The organism is Paenibacillus maysiensis (genome assembly GCF_000520815.1).
Taxonomy (GTDB): domain Bacteria; phylum Bacillota; class Bacilli; order Paenibacillales; family Paenibacillaceae; genus Paenibacillus; species Paenibacillus maysiensis.
Genome location: NZ_ASRY01000277.1, coordinates 15,786 through 33,354 on the forward strand (window position 1 = coordinate 15,786; position 17,569 = coordinate 33,354).

The window sequence follows — 17,569 nt, forward strand, 5'->3', positions numbered from 1 at the left end:
TATGGACGCTACTATTGATAAACTCATAAAGAAATTCAAAACAAATAATCCTTACGAGATAGCCTATGGCCTGAATATCATTATTTATCATGCAGATTTGGGCCGATCAACCAAGGGGATGTATTACAGAAAAATGAGAAGGAGATGTATAGTGATACACAATGACCTGGATGAGAATTGGCAACGCATGGTCTGTGCTCATGAACTTGCTCATGACCAACTACATCCAGGTTTAAACAGATTTTGGCTTGATCAGAATGCATTTTTTAACACCGGAAAATATTAGAAACAAGCCAATATATTCGCTTTGAAGCTACTTACACATGGAATAGATCAATATATCGACGAATCCATTTCACATTATTATTTGAGATGCGGAATTCCTCTCGAACTACATAAATTATTTATCCAGTAGGTCATTATGGAATGATGTTAGTATTTCCATGCCCAAAAACAGAACATACGTTCCCGTTAAGGAGGTGATTTTACTTATATAGGTCGTTAGAATCAGGATGAAATTAGGAAAGGAGTTTCACTATGGCTAAAGGAAGTATAGAAAAACGAGGAGAAAATACTTGGCGGTTGACAGTAGACCTCGGCCTAAATGCTGACGGCACCCGCAACCGACCACGTACATCTATCACAATTGAAGAGCCGGCATTAATGAAACTGTCTGTAAAATGTGCAAAATTATCGGAAGCCCCGAAAAAATTAAGAGAATATCTGGATGATCAATTGGCGGATTTCAAACGAGAAGTATTAAGTGGAAATTATATCGCGCCATCAAAAATGACTTTCAAGGACTTTTACGAAAATGAATGGAAACCAAAACATGCTGTGATTGAATATAAAAACGGCACCACTCTAAAATCACATTGTTCGAAAATCAACAATCACGTATTACCGAAGATTGGACACAAACTACTTGATGAGATAACGACGATGGAATTGGTTAAACTGTTTACTGATCTACGAAAACCAGGCGCTCGCGTCGACAAACGAGGAGGCAAAGACCAACTATCGTCTCGGACGGTGCAATATGCATATGATGTTACGATGAACATTTTTAAACGGTCTGTTGAATGGACCGTTATAAAAACAAACCCAATGGATGGTGTCAAGCGACCTCAGATTAGCAAAGAGAATAAGAAGGTGCGAAAGGATCGGAAAAATTACTACGAAGAAGATGAAGCGACAGCTGTAATTGATGCGCTACTCGAAACTAAATCGGTATGGCGTATGTATTTTCTTGCGGCAATTATCGGAGGTTTTAGACGCGGAGAGTTAATTGCACTTGAAATTGATGACTGCGACTTTGTGAATTGTAGGCTGCGGATTGACGAGAGTATATCAAACACCGAAGACGGTCAGGCCGACATAACGGACACTAAGAACGAAGCATCAAACGACTATGTGGACATGCCTCTGTGGTATATGGAAGAGTTGGCCGCTCACATCAAAGCGTGCCGGAAGCTAAAAATGAAACTGATGGACAAGTGGCAAGGTGGCGATCGCAATTTCGTATTCCATTCCGGCTACGGCAAGCCTTACTACCATACTACACCGACACAACGGTGGAAAGATTGGTGTGAGAAAAACGGGTTTCGATATGTAACCCTGCACGGCCTGCGGCATACGAATGCAACGTACTTATTAGAGCAAGGAGCATCTATTAAAGAGATTCAGCATCGACTGAGACATGCTACATCACAAGTCACCAGCGATACGTATGCCCACGTAACAAAAAGGCTCAGCCGCAAGACCGCTTCGCACCTTGATAAGTTCGATCCGAGAATCCGTCCCCAATCCGTCCCCAACGGCAAAAACGACGCTCATTCTTTTTGATTTTGGCGATTCTAAAAATCCCATACAAAAACAAAAGATCCCTTATGTATCAAGGGATCTCAGGTGCTTTTCTGAATGCCGAGGACCGGGATCGAACCGGTACGGTAGTCACCTACCGCAGGATTTTAAGTCCTGTGCGTCTGCCAATTCCGCCACCCCGGCATAAATTTAGGAACGCTATTTTCAAACTTACTTCTCTTACAAGTAACGGAGAAACATCCAGCTTATGTACAAACTGGTTCTCGTTATGTAAATACCTTTTTAATGGGCACCAACATATAATACGACAATTTCATCAAGTTGTAAAGTGTTTTTTTCTAAAATAATAAAAATTCTTTTCTGCATAACTTGGACGCATTTGAATTACACTAATAAACGTCTTTCCAAACTACCAGAAGGGGTGTTACGAATGCGTGAAGGTATGATTCCAGCTGTTCTTGGAACGGTAGTATCGGCTTCAGGCGCTGTGTTGCTGAGCAGTAAGTACAAGCTTGCGGCTACAGGCATTCTCGGTTTCGGACTGGCTCATGTTGTTCTGGGAGCGATTGATCTGATTGAGCATCGCTAGTCGTTTGGGAAGTGCCGGGCGGGAGCAACTTCCTCCCCGGCTTTATTATTATAGCCGCTTTAGCCGCCTTGAGCGTTAATACTTATATAAAGCATACAGTATGCTTGCACTCATAAAGGAGCGTGTGATGTATTATGAAAGAAAACATTTGGCAAGAAAAGAATCGTACCGTCGATCAGGTCGAACCTGAACAGTCGTTAGATCAGCGCGAGCCAGGTTTTAATCGTATCCCTGACCTCGATGCCGATACTCCTGCTGCTACAGATATGATTGAAGAAGCTGTGGGCCGTGGCTTGAACAAGCTGCGTAACGATTTTACAGATTAAAGCATGGGTCATAAGGCATGGGTTACTCAAACAACAACATTGAACCAAGCAACCTTATAAACCGTGATTTCTAGTGATCACTTGAAAATAAGCATAAACCAGCCAATAATCGAAACCCAAAGCACAATACTAATCAGGATTCCCCACACGATGCCCACTGAGAAATTCCCTTCACTCTTCGGTACAGCATGGCCAAATTTCAATCTAAGCTTCATTTGATTCCAGTTCATAGAACCCCCTCCTTAAGTTCTATTTCGGAATATGAAGCTCATTTATGTAGATCAATAGTCATGTTTTCCAAAAAAATAAAAAAGGGCTTTTTGTCCTATCATCCAGTCCGGGGAAAAAGTATTACTGCTATCCCGACCAAACAAATCAATCCACCCACGATATCGTACAAATCAGGTGTCTTTTTATCAATCCACCATCCCCATGCAATGGAAAGAACAATAAAGACACCTCCATATGCTGCATACACACGCCCAAAAGAGGAGAAAACCTGAAAAGTTGCAATGACTCCGTAGACAGCCAAAACCACCCCGCCGCAAAGTCCGACATACCATGTCTTCCCTTCACGCAGCCACTGCCAGATCAGATACCCTCCCCCAATTTCAGCTATGCCAGCCAAAATAAAAAGTAACGCTGCCTTTAACACCATTTCACATCCCTATTCTGATAATCTTCTCGGCTTTATTTCACAGATGCCATCCTTAGAGCAATCGACCTAAAATAATAATCAACGCAATCACGCCAACCAGAATAAGCAGATTGCTGACCTGACGCCATAAACCAGAGGCTCCCTCAGAGTGAAGCTTCCGCTGGTTCGCATCAAAATTCGCTTTGGCTCCTTCAGCATCTACAGGGCTAGAAAACGGTCGGTTATCTTCATTCATGTAAATGACCTCCTTATCAATACACCTTAATGATACCAAACTTTTCCACTGATTTCGCGTTGATTTTATACTCATGCTTACTGTATATTTCCCACTGCACCTGCATATTTATGAAGTGTACAACTATGTGTCAATATTTCACTGAATATAGCGTATGATGGTGAATCAAGGCAGAGTAGGTATTTTGACACCTTTTATTGCAGGACGGTAGTTATGATATAATTTAGTCAACTTAATCATGATCGTAACGAGAGTACAACTATCCATCTGTATTGAATTCATATCCATGAATCCGCATCCCGGTTACAACCTGCATAATCTGATTGTAATTTAGGAGGAGGATACCGATGTCCCCAATCTTTCTAGTTACTTTAATGTTAATGGGCATATTTTTACTCCAGGCAGCCATCGTTCTAGGCATCATACACTGGATTTCCAAACGCAGCCGCCGTCCAGCACACACCAAAATGGTTCTTACCATGGGCTTGCTTACGTTGATTTTCGGCTTCCTTCTGGTAAAAGACTGGATGTATTCACAGGGACCAAACTGGTTGGTCTACTTCTGTTTGCTAATAATCCTCATTAGCGCATGTATCCAACTGAGAAAACGCAAAGAAAAAATGTAATTTCATCATGTTGTCATCAAAGGAGGAGCGCCATGAAATCTCACTCAATACGCTTTTGGTTACAAAGGGTGCTACTGCTACTACTTGTTTTACTATTCAGTGTCTCTCAGCAATCGTTCATTATAGCTGATGCCGCTCCGCCTGTTAATTCCCAGGCCTCTGCCAAAGCCAGGCAACTACTTACCTACCTTTCCAATGTGCCGGAGGGTACGCTAATCTCCGGGCAGCATGATTATTTGGAGGCACCGGATGAACAAAACAACAAGTTACAACAAATCAGCGGACAATATGCAGGACTCCATGGCTATGAGTTTGGAGGACTAGCCAATCAGTCCCACGCAGCCTTACAAGAGCAGCGTCAGCGTGTTGTGGACAGTGCTATTCAGTGGAGCCAGTCCGGCGGAATTGTAGCTATTACCTTTCATCAAGCGTTACCAGATAAACCCAAAACGTGGAAAAACGTGCAAATCAAGCTCAGTCAGGCTGAATTTAATCGCTACATCACGCCGGGTACCCCGCAATATCGACAACTGATTGCAGATATTGATGAGGTCGCACTTTCCCTCAAAACGTTGCGGGACGCAGATGTACCTGTTCTGTGGAGACCCTATCATGAAATGAACGGCAACTGGTTCTGGTGGGGAAACAAACAAAATTACGTCCAGCTCTGGAATGTGATGTATGACCGCTTCGTTAATGTTCACCATCTGAATAATCTGTTATGGGTATGGAGTCCGAATGCACCGAACGCATACAGCACACCGTACAGTCGAACTTTTCCGGGTATAAACAGAGTGGATATTCTCGCAGCTGATATTTACAACAATGATTACAAAGCCTCATATTACACCGGACTGCTTAAGCTTGCACAAGGCAAGCCAATCGGAATTGGGGAAAGTAATATTTTGCCGAGCTCCAATGTATTAAAAAATCAACCCGCCTGGGCCTATGCCATGACATGGGGAAAGGAGCTATCCGCAACCAATTCGCAATCAACGATCAGAACATTCATGAATCAAAATAATATTATCACACGGGACCTTCTCAATGAGACCCTGCGCTGAAATAACAAAAAAGCTTCAACTTCGCTCTATGAGTGAAATTGAAGCTTTTTTAGGTCTAACCAAGCCAAGCGCTTTAACTATTTCTAATCACTTCTTCCAGATCAATATCGGCGTACGCCTCTTCACCGAGATGCACAGATACAATGGTATAGATTCGCTTGGTCAGTCTCGACATCAGTCGATCTCCCGGTGCTACTGAGTATTCTTCCCGATAATCTCCAATTTTGTGAAAACCGCTGGACATATGGATGTACAAGCTGCCTCTTCGAGTTTTACCATGTACCAACATCAAATCTCCTCCTGCTGTAACCATTCCTAATTACATCTGTTACATGTATATCGGTCAGAATAAGATATGAAATAAGTCCGCGCTGAAACCAAACGGGCCTGCCCGTAATAGGACAGACCCGTTTGGTAAAAGATATTTTCGTTCTTAAGAGGAAAAAACTATCCCTGATAGGATTCTGCAATCGCATTCGCCGCAATGATGGCATTGTACACGTCAGCAGGACTGACCGGAAACGGCATATTGACCATCGTATCATTCGATGCACAGGCAGTTTCAGCCACTTGACGCCATTCAGCCTCGACAAATTCCTCAACACCCAGATCACGAAGCGTCAAAGGAAGACCTACGTCCTTAACCAGTTTGATGACAGTATCCAGTTCTTCTTTCGGCGCATTTTCCAGTACAAGCTGAGTTATCAAGCCGAATGTGACCTTCTCGCCATGCTGTGCTTTATGCAGTGAAGGTACCGCCGTCATGCCATTATGAATCGCATGCGCTGCTGCCAACCCACCTGATTCCGCACCAACACCACTCAGATAAATTGTCGCTTCAATGGTATCCTCCACCGCGCGAGTATATACTTTACGATCCACCGCAAGCTTGGCCTTCACGGCATTTTCCAGCAACGTATCATAACAGAGACGGGCCAGTCCCAGCCCTGTAGTGGAAGGCTTGTTCAGTACCAGGTTGTCCCCGTTAGACTGATAACAAGCCCGCGCTTCAAAATAAGTAGCCAGCGCATCGCCAATCCCGGCTGCGAAGAAACGTGCAGGCGCCGCTGCCAGAATGCCCGTATCCGCCAGTACGACGTCGGGATTGGTTGGCAGGAACAAATACTCATCAAAGGAGCCATCTTTCTTGTAGATGACCGCGAGGGCAGTACAAGGGGCATCCGTAGAAGCAATCGTCGGGAAAATAACGACAGGCAGCTTTTCATAATAAGCCGTTGCCTTAGCGGTATCCAGCGTTTTACCACCGCCGATCCCTATAATGATGTTAGCGCCATGCTTGCGCACCAATTCCCGGTTACGCTCAATTTCTTCTTTAGTACATTCATATTGGAATTTCTCGAAAATCGCCTGATTGCCAGCCGCCTCAATAGAAGCGCCAGCCTCCTTTTGCGCCTTTTCGAGTATAAACTCATCACAAATAATAAAAGCTTTATCGCCATAATCCTTAATGTAGTCATTTAATGACGAGAGCAGATTCTGGCCAGAAATAAATTTCTTGGGTGAAGTAACGGACCTTACAACGTTTGTCATGTAAATTCCTCCTCAGTTTTGACTCATACCGAAAAAACGGTGTATTTCAGTATGTGACAACTTAACTATAAACCTCTTTTGATCCTATTAAAAGGCTGGTTATGGAATATTTTATGAACAAATTGTGTATCATCAAACTTTAACGCTTTCATTCCACTCGGAATATAATATCCCCATCATAATACGGTCGTAGCTATTACCATCACGAAGAACAGCAGAACGAACCCTGCCCTCATACTGGAAACCCGCCTGTTCATAGGTTCGAATGGCCTGTTCATTATACTCAATAACATCCAGACCGACCCGATTCAAATTTAATTCGTAAAAGGCATAACGAAGAATGAGACGCACCGCTTCGGCCCCATAGCCCTTCCCACGATAGTCCGCATTGCCTATGCCAACCGCCAACTGACCGATCCGATTATTCCACTCAATCCCGTGAATGGCAACAAATCCGATCAGGACATCATCTGCTAACGTTCTCAACCGGAAATAGACCTCGTTCGAACTGGGTGAGCCTTCCGATTTCATTTGCTTCAGCGTATAAGGGAGTGCCAAATCCGTATCCACATTTCGCAGATACTCCGCATCCTCTCCCCATTTGAACATCGTTTCCGCATCTTCTTCCCTGACAGCGGCCAGTTTAATCCGATCCCCGTAAAATAAATTTTCGATTTTCATGACCCTTCATCTCCTGTTTTGTGTTGTCCCATTCTGTACTCCAGCGATCATGCTATTAAACGTCCGCAATACAAGCCCTCCTCAGGATTTCAATGTATAAACTTTACAAAACAATCGGACAAAACACAAAACAAATAACCTTAAACTATTCACTCATCCTTTTTTATAGAAAAATATTCCTGATTCTGATAGACTATAACCAGTCTAATCCCTGCATATTTGTATAAAGGACCGGGACTATAGTCATGAACAGAAAGGAAGAGTAAGGATGAACAAACAATCCAAAATCGTCTCCATCGCACTGGCATCGGCTCTAGTATTCAGTGTTTCTTTTCAATTCGCCCCCACCGTAGAGGCCAAAAAATCAAAAAGATCCCATAAATCAGCTACTCAAAGTTCCGTCTATTACAAAAACTGTACAGCTGTTAAAAAGGCAGGTAAGGCACCTCTCTACAAAGGTGATCCCGGCTACCGCTCAGCACTCGACCGTGATCATGACGGAATTGCCTGCGAAAAATAATCTTTCATTACATTTGACTTGGCATCATGCGCAAAAAGACCCTGCAGCCGCAAGGTCTTTTTCATATTCCTTAATATTTAAACAGCATAGCAACCAGCTGATATCCAGCTCCAATCGTCCAGAACAGCACATAATCACCGCGACAGATGCGACCGGATTCAATGCCTTCATACAAGGCAATGAACGGGCTACTGGTGCCTGTATAACCGTAACGATCACCCACATAGATCATTTGGGCGTCCTCCAGCTCCAAATGATCCTGTATTTTCAGCACATTCGCCAGCGAAAACTGCGACAGACAATAAGCCCGTACATCCCGAGGCGCCAATCCGTTCTTCTTCAAAATTCGCTCAAGCAGATCAAATGTGGGGGGCAAGGCCATATTGGCGTCGAACGGAAGCCACTGAATATATTTTCCGGGGGCATCTGCTTGGAGTGTTGCCGCTAATCCCTGAGCCGGGTACAAAATTTTATCTATATTGACCGGGTCCGTAAAATACATAGAATCAATAAAGCCAGTATCCTCTTCCGTACGCTCCAAAATAACTGCACAAGCGGCATCCCCATAGTTCGCATAAGTAATTTCATCCTCGGGACCAGAAACAAGTGAATTATAGTCTGAACCGATGATAAGTGCTGTGCGCGCATCAGGATTAGACAGCATAGAGCGGCTGGCTTGATCGACTGCCACTGTCATGCCTGCACAGTTCGCGTTAGAATCCATGACAACCACGTCATGTCTGGCCTCGATTGCTTGATGAACAAACAGGGCATTCATAGGGAACAGCGACTCCGGGACTTGGCTGGAAAACACGATCATGTCCACATCACGGCCTGTCATTTGAGCTTGATCCAGCGCTTTCTTGGCAGCTTCGATCCCCATCGTCAAACCGTTCTCATGCGGGCTATCAATAATGTAACGCTTTTTCCTGCCCATATGCTCCATGAATCGACGAATATCTTTGCCCTGTTCATCAAAATGACGGATATAATATTCGTTGTCCACCGAATGGGACGGATAATACACACCCAATGCCTTAATTTTAATATGACTCATCAGCAGGTTCCCCCTTACACATTCATCTCGCTGCTTGTCACCGCTTCAGAACATTACTGTACGACGATATCTACGTTGTTTAAACCCGCTTCACGTGCTACACGACCGAGCTGCATTTTAATAATCGTTTGTTGAAGGCTGATCCCAAAAATCACTTTGGCAAACCCGGTTTCTTTATACCGTACAAAAGAACCTTTCAGTTTTTCTACTTCTCCCGGGCCCAGCAGTGCCATTTGGGTACAGTCTACTTTGAGCGTATAGCTGGATGCCTGAATGGAGGAAGTCTTGGATACATATTCCTTGATAAAGCTATCATATTCAGCCTGGCTGAACACTCCATTCACCGCCATATGTACCGTTTTAATGGTTTGATTCACTTCGATACTGTAAGGATTTTGACTCATTTCAGTAAGACTCCTTTGATTTCATATTTTTGTCTATTAAGATTATCGGAAAAATATGTAGAAATTTTAATATTAAAATGGATAAATCCCCACTAATATATTACAATTTTGTGAATGTGCAAAAAAAGCCGCCACTCCTCCTGACTGACTACAGGAAGCAACTGGCGGCTGACAAGTTACGTGTTCTTATGCTGATTAATTTGTAAACGTGTGGCGGCCAAGAGAAATGACAGCCGGGCGACTCTTGCTCCACTTGGCTGTGGCAATGGCCGGATTGTAATAAAACAGGGAACCGTTCGTCGGATCAACACCATTAAGAGCCTGTCTTGCTGCACGATACGCGGTCTTGTTCGGTTTCAGGCGGTATTGACCATCCTGTACAGCGGTGAACTGTCCTGGCTGCAAAATAACGTCCGGAATTGAGCTCGGAAATTCATTGGACTGCACACGGTTTAATACGACCGCGCCCACGGCTACCTGCCCTTGAAAAGATTCTCCGCGTGCCTCGGCATAAATAATCCGGGCAAGCTGCTCCAAAGCTGTTAAACGCACCTTCCCAAAGGAATCCAGCTTGGCTTGCGTTGCTGCTCCGGCTACACCGTCGGGTGTAAGGCCATAGTCCCGTTGGAAACGGGCAACCGCTTTACTGGTCAGAGAGCCGTAATATCCGGTAAAACCGGCTTTGAAATAACCGAGCGAATGAAGCTGCTGTTGAAGCTTCAGCACCTGCTCACTCTGAGCCCCTTTCGTCAGCGCTGACGATTGCGCTTGTACTTGTCCTGGCGTAACCGACAACACAGCGCCCAGCATACATGCGCAGGACAGGACCAACATAGATAATTTTTTCATATTCCAGACAACCTCCTCTTTCTTGTTCTGTCCGGTACAACCATTCCGGCCTGTACAACTCAGGGGCGTTTATCCGATGATGTTTCTTCTGCTATAGCTTATGCCTAGCTGCGGAAAAGACGCGTTGCTACATACGGAATCGGACAAAGATGCTCTCACACGTCCGTTGCAGTATACCACAAGCCGCATTTACGTATCATCCGGCTCTGGTCCTATAACTGCGAATACAAATAAACGCCAGCCGTAACGAACTGACGCGTACTAGGAGCAATTGATCATGTTTAGACACCACTTGAAAACGTGACTTTTTTCGCTATTTTTCTTCTCTAGCTCCATCGGGAAAGGAATCTGTCGTCTTCTTATTCGAATTACGTTTCTCAACTATGTATATATCCATCACCTGAATCCCCCGGTGTGCCAACTTTACAAATAAAACAAATCCCCAAATGCCTGCCGCAATGATCGCTAAATATACGATGATAATAAGTAACTGTATCACCTCAAAGGTCGACACCATCTGCATCTGCTTTTATCCTCCTGTACTTGGATTCTGGTTCCCTATACTCAACTATTCATCCTTATATTGTAATGGATTTCCTGTAAGTTGGAAACCATCCCTTGCACACAACATTGGGCGGATGCATAGGGTAGCTGTACGATCATCAAATTTTGAATAGCAGAAAGGCAGGAACGACGCGTGGATTCATATATGGATTACACCTCTCCCTCCGCACAATTTACTTATGATTTAAAAGACAATGTTTTGTTTAAAAAGGATGCTCAAAACTCCATCAACGAGCTTTCGGTCCAGCAATTAAATACGTTAGTAAATATATCGTTGCTGGATATTCGCCTGAGCACAGCCAACGTCATAGAGCCTCACTACCACCAAAATGCCACAGAGCTGGTATACTGCATCTCTGGCGCGGTGACCGTGTCACTGATTAACCCGTTCACCCGCGAGTTGCGGCATTTTCCGATCACACCTGGTCAAGTGGTTAATGTTCCCCAGGGATGGTGGCACTACGAGGTCGCTACAATGGATGATACTCATTTGTTAGCGGTTTTTAATGCCCCCATGCCTGAATTCATTCTCGGCTCCGACATATTGCGGTTAACGCCAGGCAATATTCTGGCTCATACCTACTGCCTGAATGAGAATAAGATTCAGGAAGCGCTCGCTCCTATCAAAAAGCCTGTGATTATCGGTCCGCCCAATGACTGCAAGCAACAGCAGGCCAAAAAACCGGGAATACATGTAAGACTTGCCGATACTCCCCCGCACCAGCAGGCCGCCCCGGAAAGAACCTATGCCCCTACAGACGGATATCCCGGCTTCGCCTTTAACCCTTATCATGAATGGACCTAACCCTGATAAGATCATAAATCCGTAGGAATGCCCTCTCCCTGTATATTAGCCGTTACCGTTACATCATCCCTCTCATAAAATGCGAATGTACAAGAGGGGGTGATTGAATGGATGCTTATTACAACTGCTTGAGCTGTATGAACAAAAGAGTACGTGTTTTGACTATGGACGGACAACAGCACGAAGGAACCATCGTGAAGGTGGATCGCAATAACGTGTACTTAAAAAGAGAATCAAACGGGCGTGTTCAGACGTCTGCTTTTTATCCTGGTTATGGATATGGATATGGTAATCAAATCTTAACCTTGAGCCTGTTCACCCTGTTGGCGATTGCTTTAATTTAAGTCCACTGCACTCGTCAAGCCCTGTTGTCTACCAAACTATAACACCTCTTATGACAGCTGCAACCCCTGACACTCATCCGTCAGGAGTTGGCAGCTGCTATTTGGGGTGTTTTACTATACAAGCAAGTCACTTGAATCCCTTAAAACACTTAAATCCCCCACCAGCTATACACCGGTGAGGGATTTAATACGCTCATTTCAATTTAGATCCATAAAGACTTGGTGATGATGACCAGCAGAATGAACAGTACCAGGATAGCCCCTGTCGATGTCCAACCTCCGTAGCCTCCAACTTGACCGCCACAACCTCTTTCGCATTCACCCATGGATAAGTTCCTCCTTCATTTCAAGGTACATCATAGCTTATGTATAGAGGTGTCCAATGGACCGGGCTTAACGGCAATGGAAATGATTCTTTCTATCGACTGGGCATTCTCCTACACTCTTTCTGGGCAGGAGCATAAGATATCACAATTAATCCTGAAGGAGTGAAGCAATTGAATCCGAATCAAGCGCTCAATTACAGTACGAATCAGCCTTTTCCCCATCACCACCATACCCCTCATCACATCGTAGTACACCCTGTAGACCCATATGTGGTAGAAACATTAAAATCGATCATTGGCAAATATGTTGTACTGGAGACCACACGCGGCAGAATTGACGGATGTGTAGTGGACTGTAAACCTGATCATGTCATTTTGGATGTGTACGGAAAGAAATACTTTGTCCGGATCTGTGAAATCGTATGGATTATGCCCAACTAGACGATTAGACGCCAAAAATCCTCGCCGATCCTATACCGGATTCGCGAGGATTTACTATTGTCACAGGTTTCTGCTATTCAGTATCTCCGGCCAGCGAAGAACGGAGTTCATCTATCGTTCCATTGAATTCATCCAAATCCACATTACCACGGATACCTGGAACACTGCCTGTGCTACTGTACTGCCAGGCCCACCAATTATCCCAGGCTGGAACTGCTGTCGGCTTTTGAGTCGTGCTGTATCTGGCTACCCACAGTTTATACATAGAAAATGTAGGATCAAACTTGGAAGCAAAAACATTTCCCGTGTACACGATCGGCAGACGTCCGGTAAGCTTCTCCGTTTCATCCAAAAATGCATGAGCCACTTCACTAATTTGCGCAGGAGAAAGACCTTTTGGGTTATTTTCATAATCCAACACTGGCGGCAGATCCAGCCTGCCTCCTGCTGATTCTAAAGCTCTGGCAAAATTAGCTGCTTCCTGACGAGCACCATCCGTAGTTGTCGCGTTCAAAAAGTGATAAGCGCCGACGAGTATGCTGGCATCCCTCGCTCCCTGAACATTAGCTAAAAATTGATTGTCTTGATATGTTGTCCCCTCTGTAGCCTTGATGAAAGCAAATGTCTTGCCTGCGGCCGCAACCTGTTGCCAATCTATAGTTCCATTATAGTGGGAGACATCGATTCCTTGAGCATGTCCGTCGGAAGAGATGACAGGCTCAGGTACGATCGTATCAGGGGCTATAGTAGATGTAACAGGCGCGGTAGATGTTAGCCCCACTGTGTCATCTGATTTCTGATCCAGCGCTATGACAATCTTGCCGTCACCCGCATTTAGCACATGGAAAGATTGGCTACTATTCAGGTCAACCACAATACGTACCGCCGCGGGACTTGTGCTAAATAAAGAGTATCTTACTTGTGAAACATCCGGATCATCTGCTACAGGGAAAGCCCCTTGTCTCGTATTGTCCAAAGGTAGAGATGCTTGGAACTCATCGGAGAACCTAGAACTAGGTATGTCTACAACGATGCGGTCTGCATGGGTCAACGTAGTGACTTTAGGACTTACTTTTCCATTCACCGTAATTGCCAATTGATGATTCATGAAGCTGATTTGGTCTATCGTGGCACGTGTACTCTCTTCTGCATCAGTTACAGTATTAGTTATAGCCTGAGTACCAGAATCGGAGCTTCCATGGGAAGACCCGCTACTTCCGCTTGAGTCAGGCGGGGAAGTCAGAAACACCGTTTTTAGCTTGCTGTTCCATGTCACATTAAGCCCAGTCTGTTCAGATACAAAACGAAGAGGAACATAAGTTGTTCCATCTCTAAGTAATGGAGCTACCATCAACCCCATTTGATGACCATCGACAGAGGCTATAGTTTGATTTACCTGAAGACTGAGGTGATGATCTCGATCCTGGATAGTTACGGTGCCCGTCTTGGCCTTCCAATCCACACGATAACCTAATTCCTCCACAATGAGACGAAGAGGAACTAATATGTTGCCTTTGACTTCCTGGGTCTGAATTCCCTTCCCAGCACTTAAATCTTTACCATTCAGCTCAATATGTGAACTTGAAGACGTAGCGTGAGTTTCCCCTGGAAATCCCCATAAAAACAGAAATAAAAAAGCCAAAAAACAAATTTTCTTCATTATGTACCCTACCATTCTATAAATTTTCACTTATGAAAATCTTGCAGCCTAGTATCTCATAACCCGCCATTTTGATAGACGCAAACTATATGTAAAAGTTACGGATAAGTCATCACATATCTTAATCTTATCATTAGCAGCACTAAAAAGTCTCTGCCGGCTACATAGCGAGCAGAGACTTCTTTTGTATCTTCATTCACACTGTTAAAAATGTTAAGCCTGCAAGAATGACCGAGGTGATGGACAGCACCAGTAAAGGAAGCACCGCTTTTTCCCGCAGGGCCTTAAAGCTCACGTTCAGTCCCATGCCTACCATTGCCATCGTTAGCATAAATGTGGTGATATGAGAAAGTCCATTCATCAGACCCACCGGAACTATGATATATTTTCCAAAAACATAGCTGCCAATCAAGCTTGTGATGACAAACCCGATGAGAAACCAGGGGAACTCCATTTTCGCATCCGAGTGGATCTTCCCGGTTCGCTTCATCCAGTACATGATCATAAAGCTAAGCGGTATTAGCAAAAAGACACGGCCCAATTTGGCTAGCAAGCCAATCGCGAGAGCATCCTGTCCGGCAGGCTGAGCAGCTAAAGCCACATGTGCAATTTCATGCAAACTGATGCCTGACCATATTCCATATTGCATATCCGTCAAAGGAAGCCAAGGTCGAAGCACAGTAAACAAAATGGCAAATACGGTTCCGACCACAGCAATGAGCCCTACTCCAATAGCCGTGTCCTCATCCTTGGATTTCAACAGGGGAGAAACAGCCGCAATCGCAGCCGCACCGCAGACACCTGTCCCGATACCGAGAAGAAGCGAGAGCGAAGCATCTGCCTTAAAGCGCTTGGCCAGCCACATCGTAAACAGGATGGAAAATACGACGGTGCCCACATCACGCAGGAGCAAGCCCATACCATGATGAATGACAACATCCATATTGAGCTTTAGCCCGTACAATACGATAGCTCCTCGCAGCAATTTTTTAGCCGAAAACTCAACCCCTGAGCGTAAAGCTTCGGGATATCCCCATAGCTGTCGGTATAAGACAGCGAGAAACATGGCGCAAGCCAAAGGGCCTACATAATGAAAGCCAGGTATTGCGTTCAGACCATATCCCATGAATGCAAATATCATGGTCAGTCCAATGCCTAAGATACGCTGGATAAAGCGATTTCGGTTAGAGTGCGGGGAGCGCTTTTGTGGTAAACCGGAACTTAATGATAATTTCATGTGCTTTATGTGATTGCTCATGGCGAATACCTCCAGTTCTATCTTCATAAAGCTTAATATGTATTTTGCCATAAGAAAAATAAATCATTATAATGGTATCCATAAGCAAATAGATATGATAAAAATGGAGGAGTTCGCTTTGGATCAACCTTTAATCGTATTTATTATGGTCGCGGAGAAACAAAACTTCACACGAGCTGCCGAAGAGTTACACATGACCCAGCCTGCCGTAAGTCAATACATTCAAACGCTGGAGCGTACCGTAGGAGCCCGGCTTCTGGAGCGAAGTAATAAATATGTGCGTTTAACCAAAGCCGGTGAAATTGTATATCACCATGCCCAGGAAATTATCCGTCTCCATACTCGAATGCAGTATTTGGTGGACGAACTGATGAATACGGCAAAAGGCAATCTATCCATTGGCGCAAGCTACACATACGGAGAGTATGTACTGCCGCATGTGATTGCCCAAATGAGAAGTCAATATCCGCTCATTCAGCCCTCCATTAGCATCGGCAACACTCAGGAAATCGAAAGATTGGTGATTAGTAATCAGCTGGATGTGGGGATTATTGAAGGACAATTTCAACATGAACAGTTGTATATTGAACCGTTTGCAGAGGATGAAATGTATATCGTCGTTCCACATCATCACCGTTTGGCTGATAAATCTCAAGTGAGTTTAACTGAGCTGCAAGAGGATATATGGATTCTGCGCGAAGAAGGCTCTGGAACCCGGGAAGCGGCGGAAAAGATGTTTGCACGATTTCAGTTTGTCCCTGCTCATATTATGAATTTTGGCAGCAACCAGATTATTAAAGAGTCTGTAGAAGCAGGCTTGGGTATTTCTTTGCTGTCACAGTGGACGATTCAAAAGGAACTCATCTTGGGCACTTTAAAAGTGTTGGATATAAGCGGCTTCCCGGTCGTTCGGAAGTTCTCTTTTCTGACTCCTTCTGAGGTATTTGAAACGAAAGCGGCCTCTGTTTTTTTAGAGGTTTTGCGAGGTTATAACGTGAAAAGATGAAGCTCAAAAGCCATGAAAAAAGCACCCTTGAAGGCGCTTGAGCTTACTCGAATAAATCGGTGACGGCTCCTTCGGGCTCTTTTAATAAAGACTGTCTGGCTGCTAATAACCAGGGATGCACAACCTTCATTTTCTCTTTATTGCTCCACACATGGTTAAAATAAATCATAATTGCTTCATCTAACAAATGATTGTTTACACTCTTGCGTATCTCTTGTAGAAAAGGCGCAGCGTGTGCCTGATCCCATGACAATTTATCTCCTATAAATAAAATCTTATCCAGCAGACTCATGGACTTCCGCAGCGTGGTATGACATTCAATCGCATCCAGCAGCACCGCATCCGTTCGTCCAAAAATCTGAATGGTCATCTCTCTGGACAGCTTTTGGTGCAGGATATACGGAAATGCTAATTCTTCTTCTAAAATGGGGATATGTAATGCCTGTGCTACAGCTACTTTATCTTCATTGGGAATGATAGTACCTATATCGTGCAGCCACCCCGCTCGTTCAGCTACGACCGGATCAGCATGAAATTGTAGAGCCAGTGCTTTGGCTTCATGGGCTACCCTCGTACAATGCACCCACGTAGCTTCAGCGTTATGTTTGTTAAAAAGCTTCTCTACGTCCAAAAAAAGATCCCCGGAAAATTCAAGTCCTGCAATGTAATGATGTAACACGGGATTCATGGATTAGTCCCCCTCTTCGCTTATTCCGATGATTTTACTATAAAATGTACATAACGTGCCACTGCGCAGGCAGATGGTGCTTCCCATCGCTGT

General features: G+C 44.4%; 24 protein-coding genes, 1 tRNA gene and 1 pseudogene. 11 read left to right on the forward strand and 15 right to left on the reverse strand.

The features are described from left to right. The first annotated feature begins 1 nt into the window (after position 1). Both L696_RS0120585 and L696_RS0120590 read left to right on the forward strand, forming a co-directional pair. A complete protein-coding gene (locus tag L696_RS0120585) occupies positions 2–286 on the forward strand; it encodes an ImmA/IrrE family metallo-endopeptidase (protein WP_342447949.1) in 285 nt (94 codons plus the stop codon). Positions 287–537: 251 nt separating this feature from the next. Beyond that, complete coding sequence (locus tag L696_RS0120590; protein WP_025685318.1) at positions 538–1,845, forward strand: tyrosine-type recombinase/integrase; 1,308 nt, start codon at positions 538–540, stop codon at positions 1,843–1,845. 76 nt (positions 1,846–1,921) lie between these two features. Here the strand turns inward: L696_RS0120590 and L696_RS0120595 are convergent. Beyond that, positions 1,922–2,007 (reverse strand) — tRNA-Leu (locus L696_RS0120595). Positions 2,008–2,254: 247 nt separating this feature from the next. Between L696_RS0120595 and L696_RS0120600 the strand changes: the two genes are divergently transcribed. Together L696_RS0120600 and L696_RS0120605 are read left to right on the forward strand one after the other, a co-directional pair. Further along, positions 2,255–2,413 carry a hypothetical protein gene (locus L696_RS0120600; protein WP_013311032.1) on the forward strand — a complete coding sequence of 53 codons (159 nt, stop codon included), beginning with the start codon at positions 2,255–2,257 and terminating at the stop codon, positions 2,411–2,413. A 134-nt stretch (positions 2,414–2,547) separates the two neighbouring features. Continuing rightward, positions 2,548–2,739, forward strand: coding sequence for a hypothetical protein (locus L696_RS0120605; protein WP_025685319.1), 192 nt, complete (start codon positions 2,548–2,550; stop codon positions 2,737–2,739). A gap of 77 nt (positions 2,740–2,816) precedes the next feature. Here L696_RS0120605 and L696_RS31275 read toward each other — a convergent pair whose 3' ends face one another. From L696_RS31275 to L696_RS0120620, 3 genes are all read right to left on the reverse strand, one after another. Further along, positions 2,817–2,969: a hypothetical protein gene (locus L696_RS31275; RefSeq protein ID WP_162833923.1), complete on the reverse strand. Its 153-nt coding sequence runs from the start codon at positions 2,967–2,969 to the stop codon at positions 2,817–2,819. Positions 2,970–3,067: 98 nt separating this feature from the next. Continuing rightward, complete coding sequence (locus L696_RS0120615) at positions 3,068–3,394, reverse strand: YnfA family protein (RefSeq protein WP_025685320.1); 327 nt, start codon at positions 3,392–3,394, stop codon at positions 3,068–3,070. A 55-nt stretch (positions 3,395–3,449) separates the two neighbouring features. Continuing rightward, entirely contained in the window at positions 3,450–3,632 is a 183-nt protein-coding gene (locus L696_RS0120620) for a hypothetical protein (RefSeq protein WP_025685321.1), read from the reverse strand. A gap of 347 nt (positions 3,633–3,979) precedes the next feature. Between L696_RS0120620 and L696_RS31020 the strand changes: the two genes are divergently transcribed. Both L696_RS31020 and L696_RS0120630 read left to right on the forward strand, forming a co-directional pair. Beyond that, the gene (locus tag L696_RS31020) at positions 3,980–4,258 is read left to right on the forward strand and encodes a hypothetical protein (protein ID WP_025685322.1); all 279 of its coding nucleotides are present in this window, start codon (positions 3,980–3,982) and stop codon (positions 4,256–4,258) included. A gap of 32 nt (positions 4,259–4,290) precedes the next feature. Beyond that, entirely contained in the window at positions 4,291–5,322 is a 1,032-nt protein-coding gene (locus L696_RS0120630) for a glycosyl hydrolase (protein ID WP_025685323.1), read from the forward strand. A gap of 73 nt (positions 5,323–5,395) precedes the next feature. On the opposite strand, the gene L696_RS0120635 is transcribed toward L696_RS0120630, so the two are convergent. From L696_RS0120635 to L696_RS0120645, 3 genes are all read right to left on the reverse strand, one after another. After that, positions 5,396–5,611 carry a hypothetical protein gene (locus tag L696_RS0120635; protein WP_025685324.1) on the reverse strand — a complete coding sequence of 72 codons (216 nt, stop codon included), beginning with the start codon at positions 5,609–5,611 and terminating at the stop codon, positions 5,396–5,398. Between the two features lie 158 nt (positions 5,612–5,769). After that, positions 5,770–6,873 carry a glycerol dehydrogenase gene (locus L696_RS0120640; RefSeq protein WP_025685325.1) on the reverse strand — a complete coding sequence of 368 codons (1,104 nt, stop codon included), beginning with the start codon at positions 6,871–6,873 and terminating at the stop codon, positions 5,770–5,772. A 132-nt stretch (positions 6,874–7,005) separates the two neighbouring features. Next, positions 7,006–7,554, reverse strand: a complete 549-nt coding sequence (locus L696_RS0120645; protein WP_025685326.1) for a GNAT family N-acetyltransferase — start codon at positions 7,552–7,554, stop codon at positions 7,006–7,008. A gap of 352 nt (positions 7,555–7,906) precedes the next feature. Here L696_RS0120645 and L696_RS32095 point away from each other — a divergent pair. After that, positions 7,907–8,074: pseudogene (locus tag L696_RS32095) on the forward strand (excalibur calcium-binding domain-containing protein); the annotation flags it as partial. Between the two features lie 70 nt (positions 8,075–8,144). On the opposite strand, the gene L696_RS0120655 reads toward L696_RS32095, so the two are convergent. The 4 genes from L696_RS0120655 to L696_RS0120670 form a co-directional block, all read right to left on the reverse strand. Further along, positions 8,145–9,131, reverse strand: coding sequence for a ketoacyl-ACP synthase III (locus tag L696_RS0120655; RefSeq protein ID WP_025685328.1), 987 nt, complete (start codon positions 9,129–9,131; stop codon positions 8,145–8,147). Positions 9,132–9,184: 53 nt separating this feature from the next. Next, positions 9,185–9,535 (reverse strand): hypothetical protein, encoded by a 351-nt coding sequence (locus tag L696_RS0120660; protein ID WP_025685329.1) that lies wholly within the window; start codon positions 9,533–9,535, stop codon positions 9,185–9,187. Positions 9,536–9,730: 195 nt separating this feature from the next. Further along, entirely contained in the window at positions 9,731–10,384 is a 654-nt protein-coding gene (locus tag L696_RS0120665; RefSeq protein WP_025685330.1) for a cell wall hydrolase, read from the reverse strand. A gap of 313 nt (positions 10,385–10,697) precedes the next feature. Beyond that, positions 10,698–10,907, reverse strand: coding sequence for a hypothetical protein (locus tag L696_RS0120670; RefSeq protein ID WP_025685332.1), 210 nt, complete (start codon positions 10,905–10,907; stop codon positions 10,698–10,700). Between the two features lie 174 nt (positions 10,908–11,081). On the opposite strand from L696_RS0120670, the gene L696_RS0120675 reads away from it, so the two are divergent. After that, positions 11,082–11,753: a cupin domain-containing protein gene (locus L696_RS0120675; protein ID WP_025685333.1), complete on the forward strand. Its 672-nt coding sequence runs from the start codon at positions 11,082–11,084 to the stop codon at positions 11,751–11,753. A 107-nt stretch (positions 11,754–11,860) separates the two neighbouring features. Further along, entirely contained in the window at positions 11,861–12,097 is a 237-nt protein-coding gene (locus L696_RS0120680; RefSeq protein ID WP_025685334.1) for a hypothetical protein, read from the forward strand. Positions 12,098–12,300: 203 nt separating this feature from the next. Here the strand turns inward: L696_RS0120680 and L696_RS32390 are convergent, their stop codons facing one another. Further along, positions 12,301–12,423 carry a hypothetical protein gene (locus L696_RS32390; RefSeq protein WP_014282395.1) on the reverse strand — a complete coding sequence of 41 codons (123 nt, stop codon included), beginning with the start codon at positions 12,421–12,423 and terminating at the stop codon, positions 12,301–12,303. Between the two features lie 171 nt (positions 12,424–12,594). On the opposite strand from L696_RS32390, the gene L696_RS0120690 reads away from it, so the two are divergent. Beyond that, complete coding sequence (locus tag L696_RS0120690; protein ID WP_025685335.1) at positions 12,595–12,864, forward strand: YuzF family protein; 270 nt, start codon at positions 12,595–12,597, stop codon at positions 12,862–12,864. 73 nt (positions 12,865–12,937) lie between these two features. Here L696_RS0120690 and L696_RS0120695 read toward each other — a convergent pair whose 3' ends face one another. Both L696_RS0120695 and L696_RS0120700 read right to left on the reverse strand, forming a co-directional pair. Next, positions 12,938–14,524 carry a GH25 family lysozyme gene (locus L696_RS0120695; RefSeq protein WP_025685336.1) on the reverse strand — a complete coding sequence of 529 codons (1,587 nt, stop codon included), beginning with the start codon at positions 14,522–14,524 and terminating at the stop codon, positions 12,938–12,940. Positions 14,525–14,720: 196 nt separating this feature from the next. Further along, entirely contained in the window at positions 14,721–15,782 is a 1,062-nt protein-coding gene (locus tag L696_RS0120700; protein ID WP_025685337.1) for a YeiH family protein, read from the reverse strand. Positions 15,783–15,900: 118 nt separating this feature from the next. Here L696_RS0120700 and L696_RS0120705 point away from each other — a divergent pair, with 118 nt between their 5' ends. After that, a complete protein-coding gene (locus L696_RS0120705; RefSeq protein ID WP_025685338.1) occupies positions 15,901–16,788 on the forward strand; it encodes a LysR family transcriptional regulator in 888 nt (295 codons plus the stop codon). A gap of 43 nt (positions 16,789–16,831) precedes the next feature. Here L696_RS0120705 and yqeK read toward each other — a convergent pair whose 3' ends face one another. Beyond that, positions 16,832–17,476 carry a bis(5'-nucleosyl)-tetraphosphatase (symmetrical) YqeK gene (gene yqeK / locus L696_RS0120710; protein WP_049827470.1) on the reverse strand — a complete coding sequence of 215 codons (645 nt, stop codon included), beginning with the start codon at positions 17,474–17,476 and terminating at the stop codon, positions 16,832–16,834. Positions 17,477–17,569 lie beyond the last annotated feature (93 nt).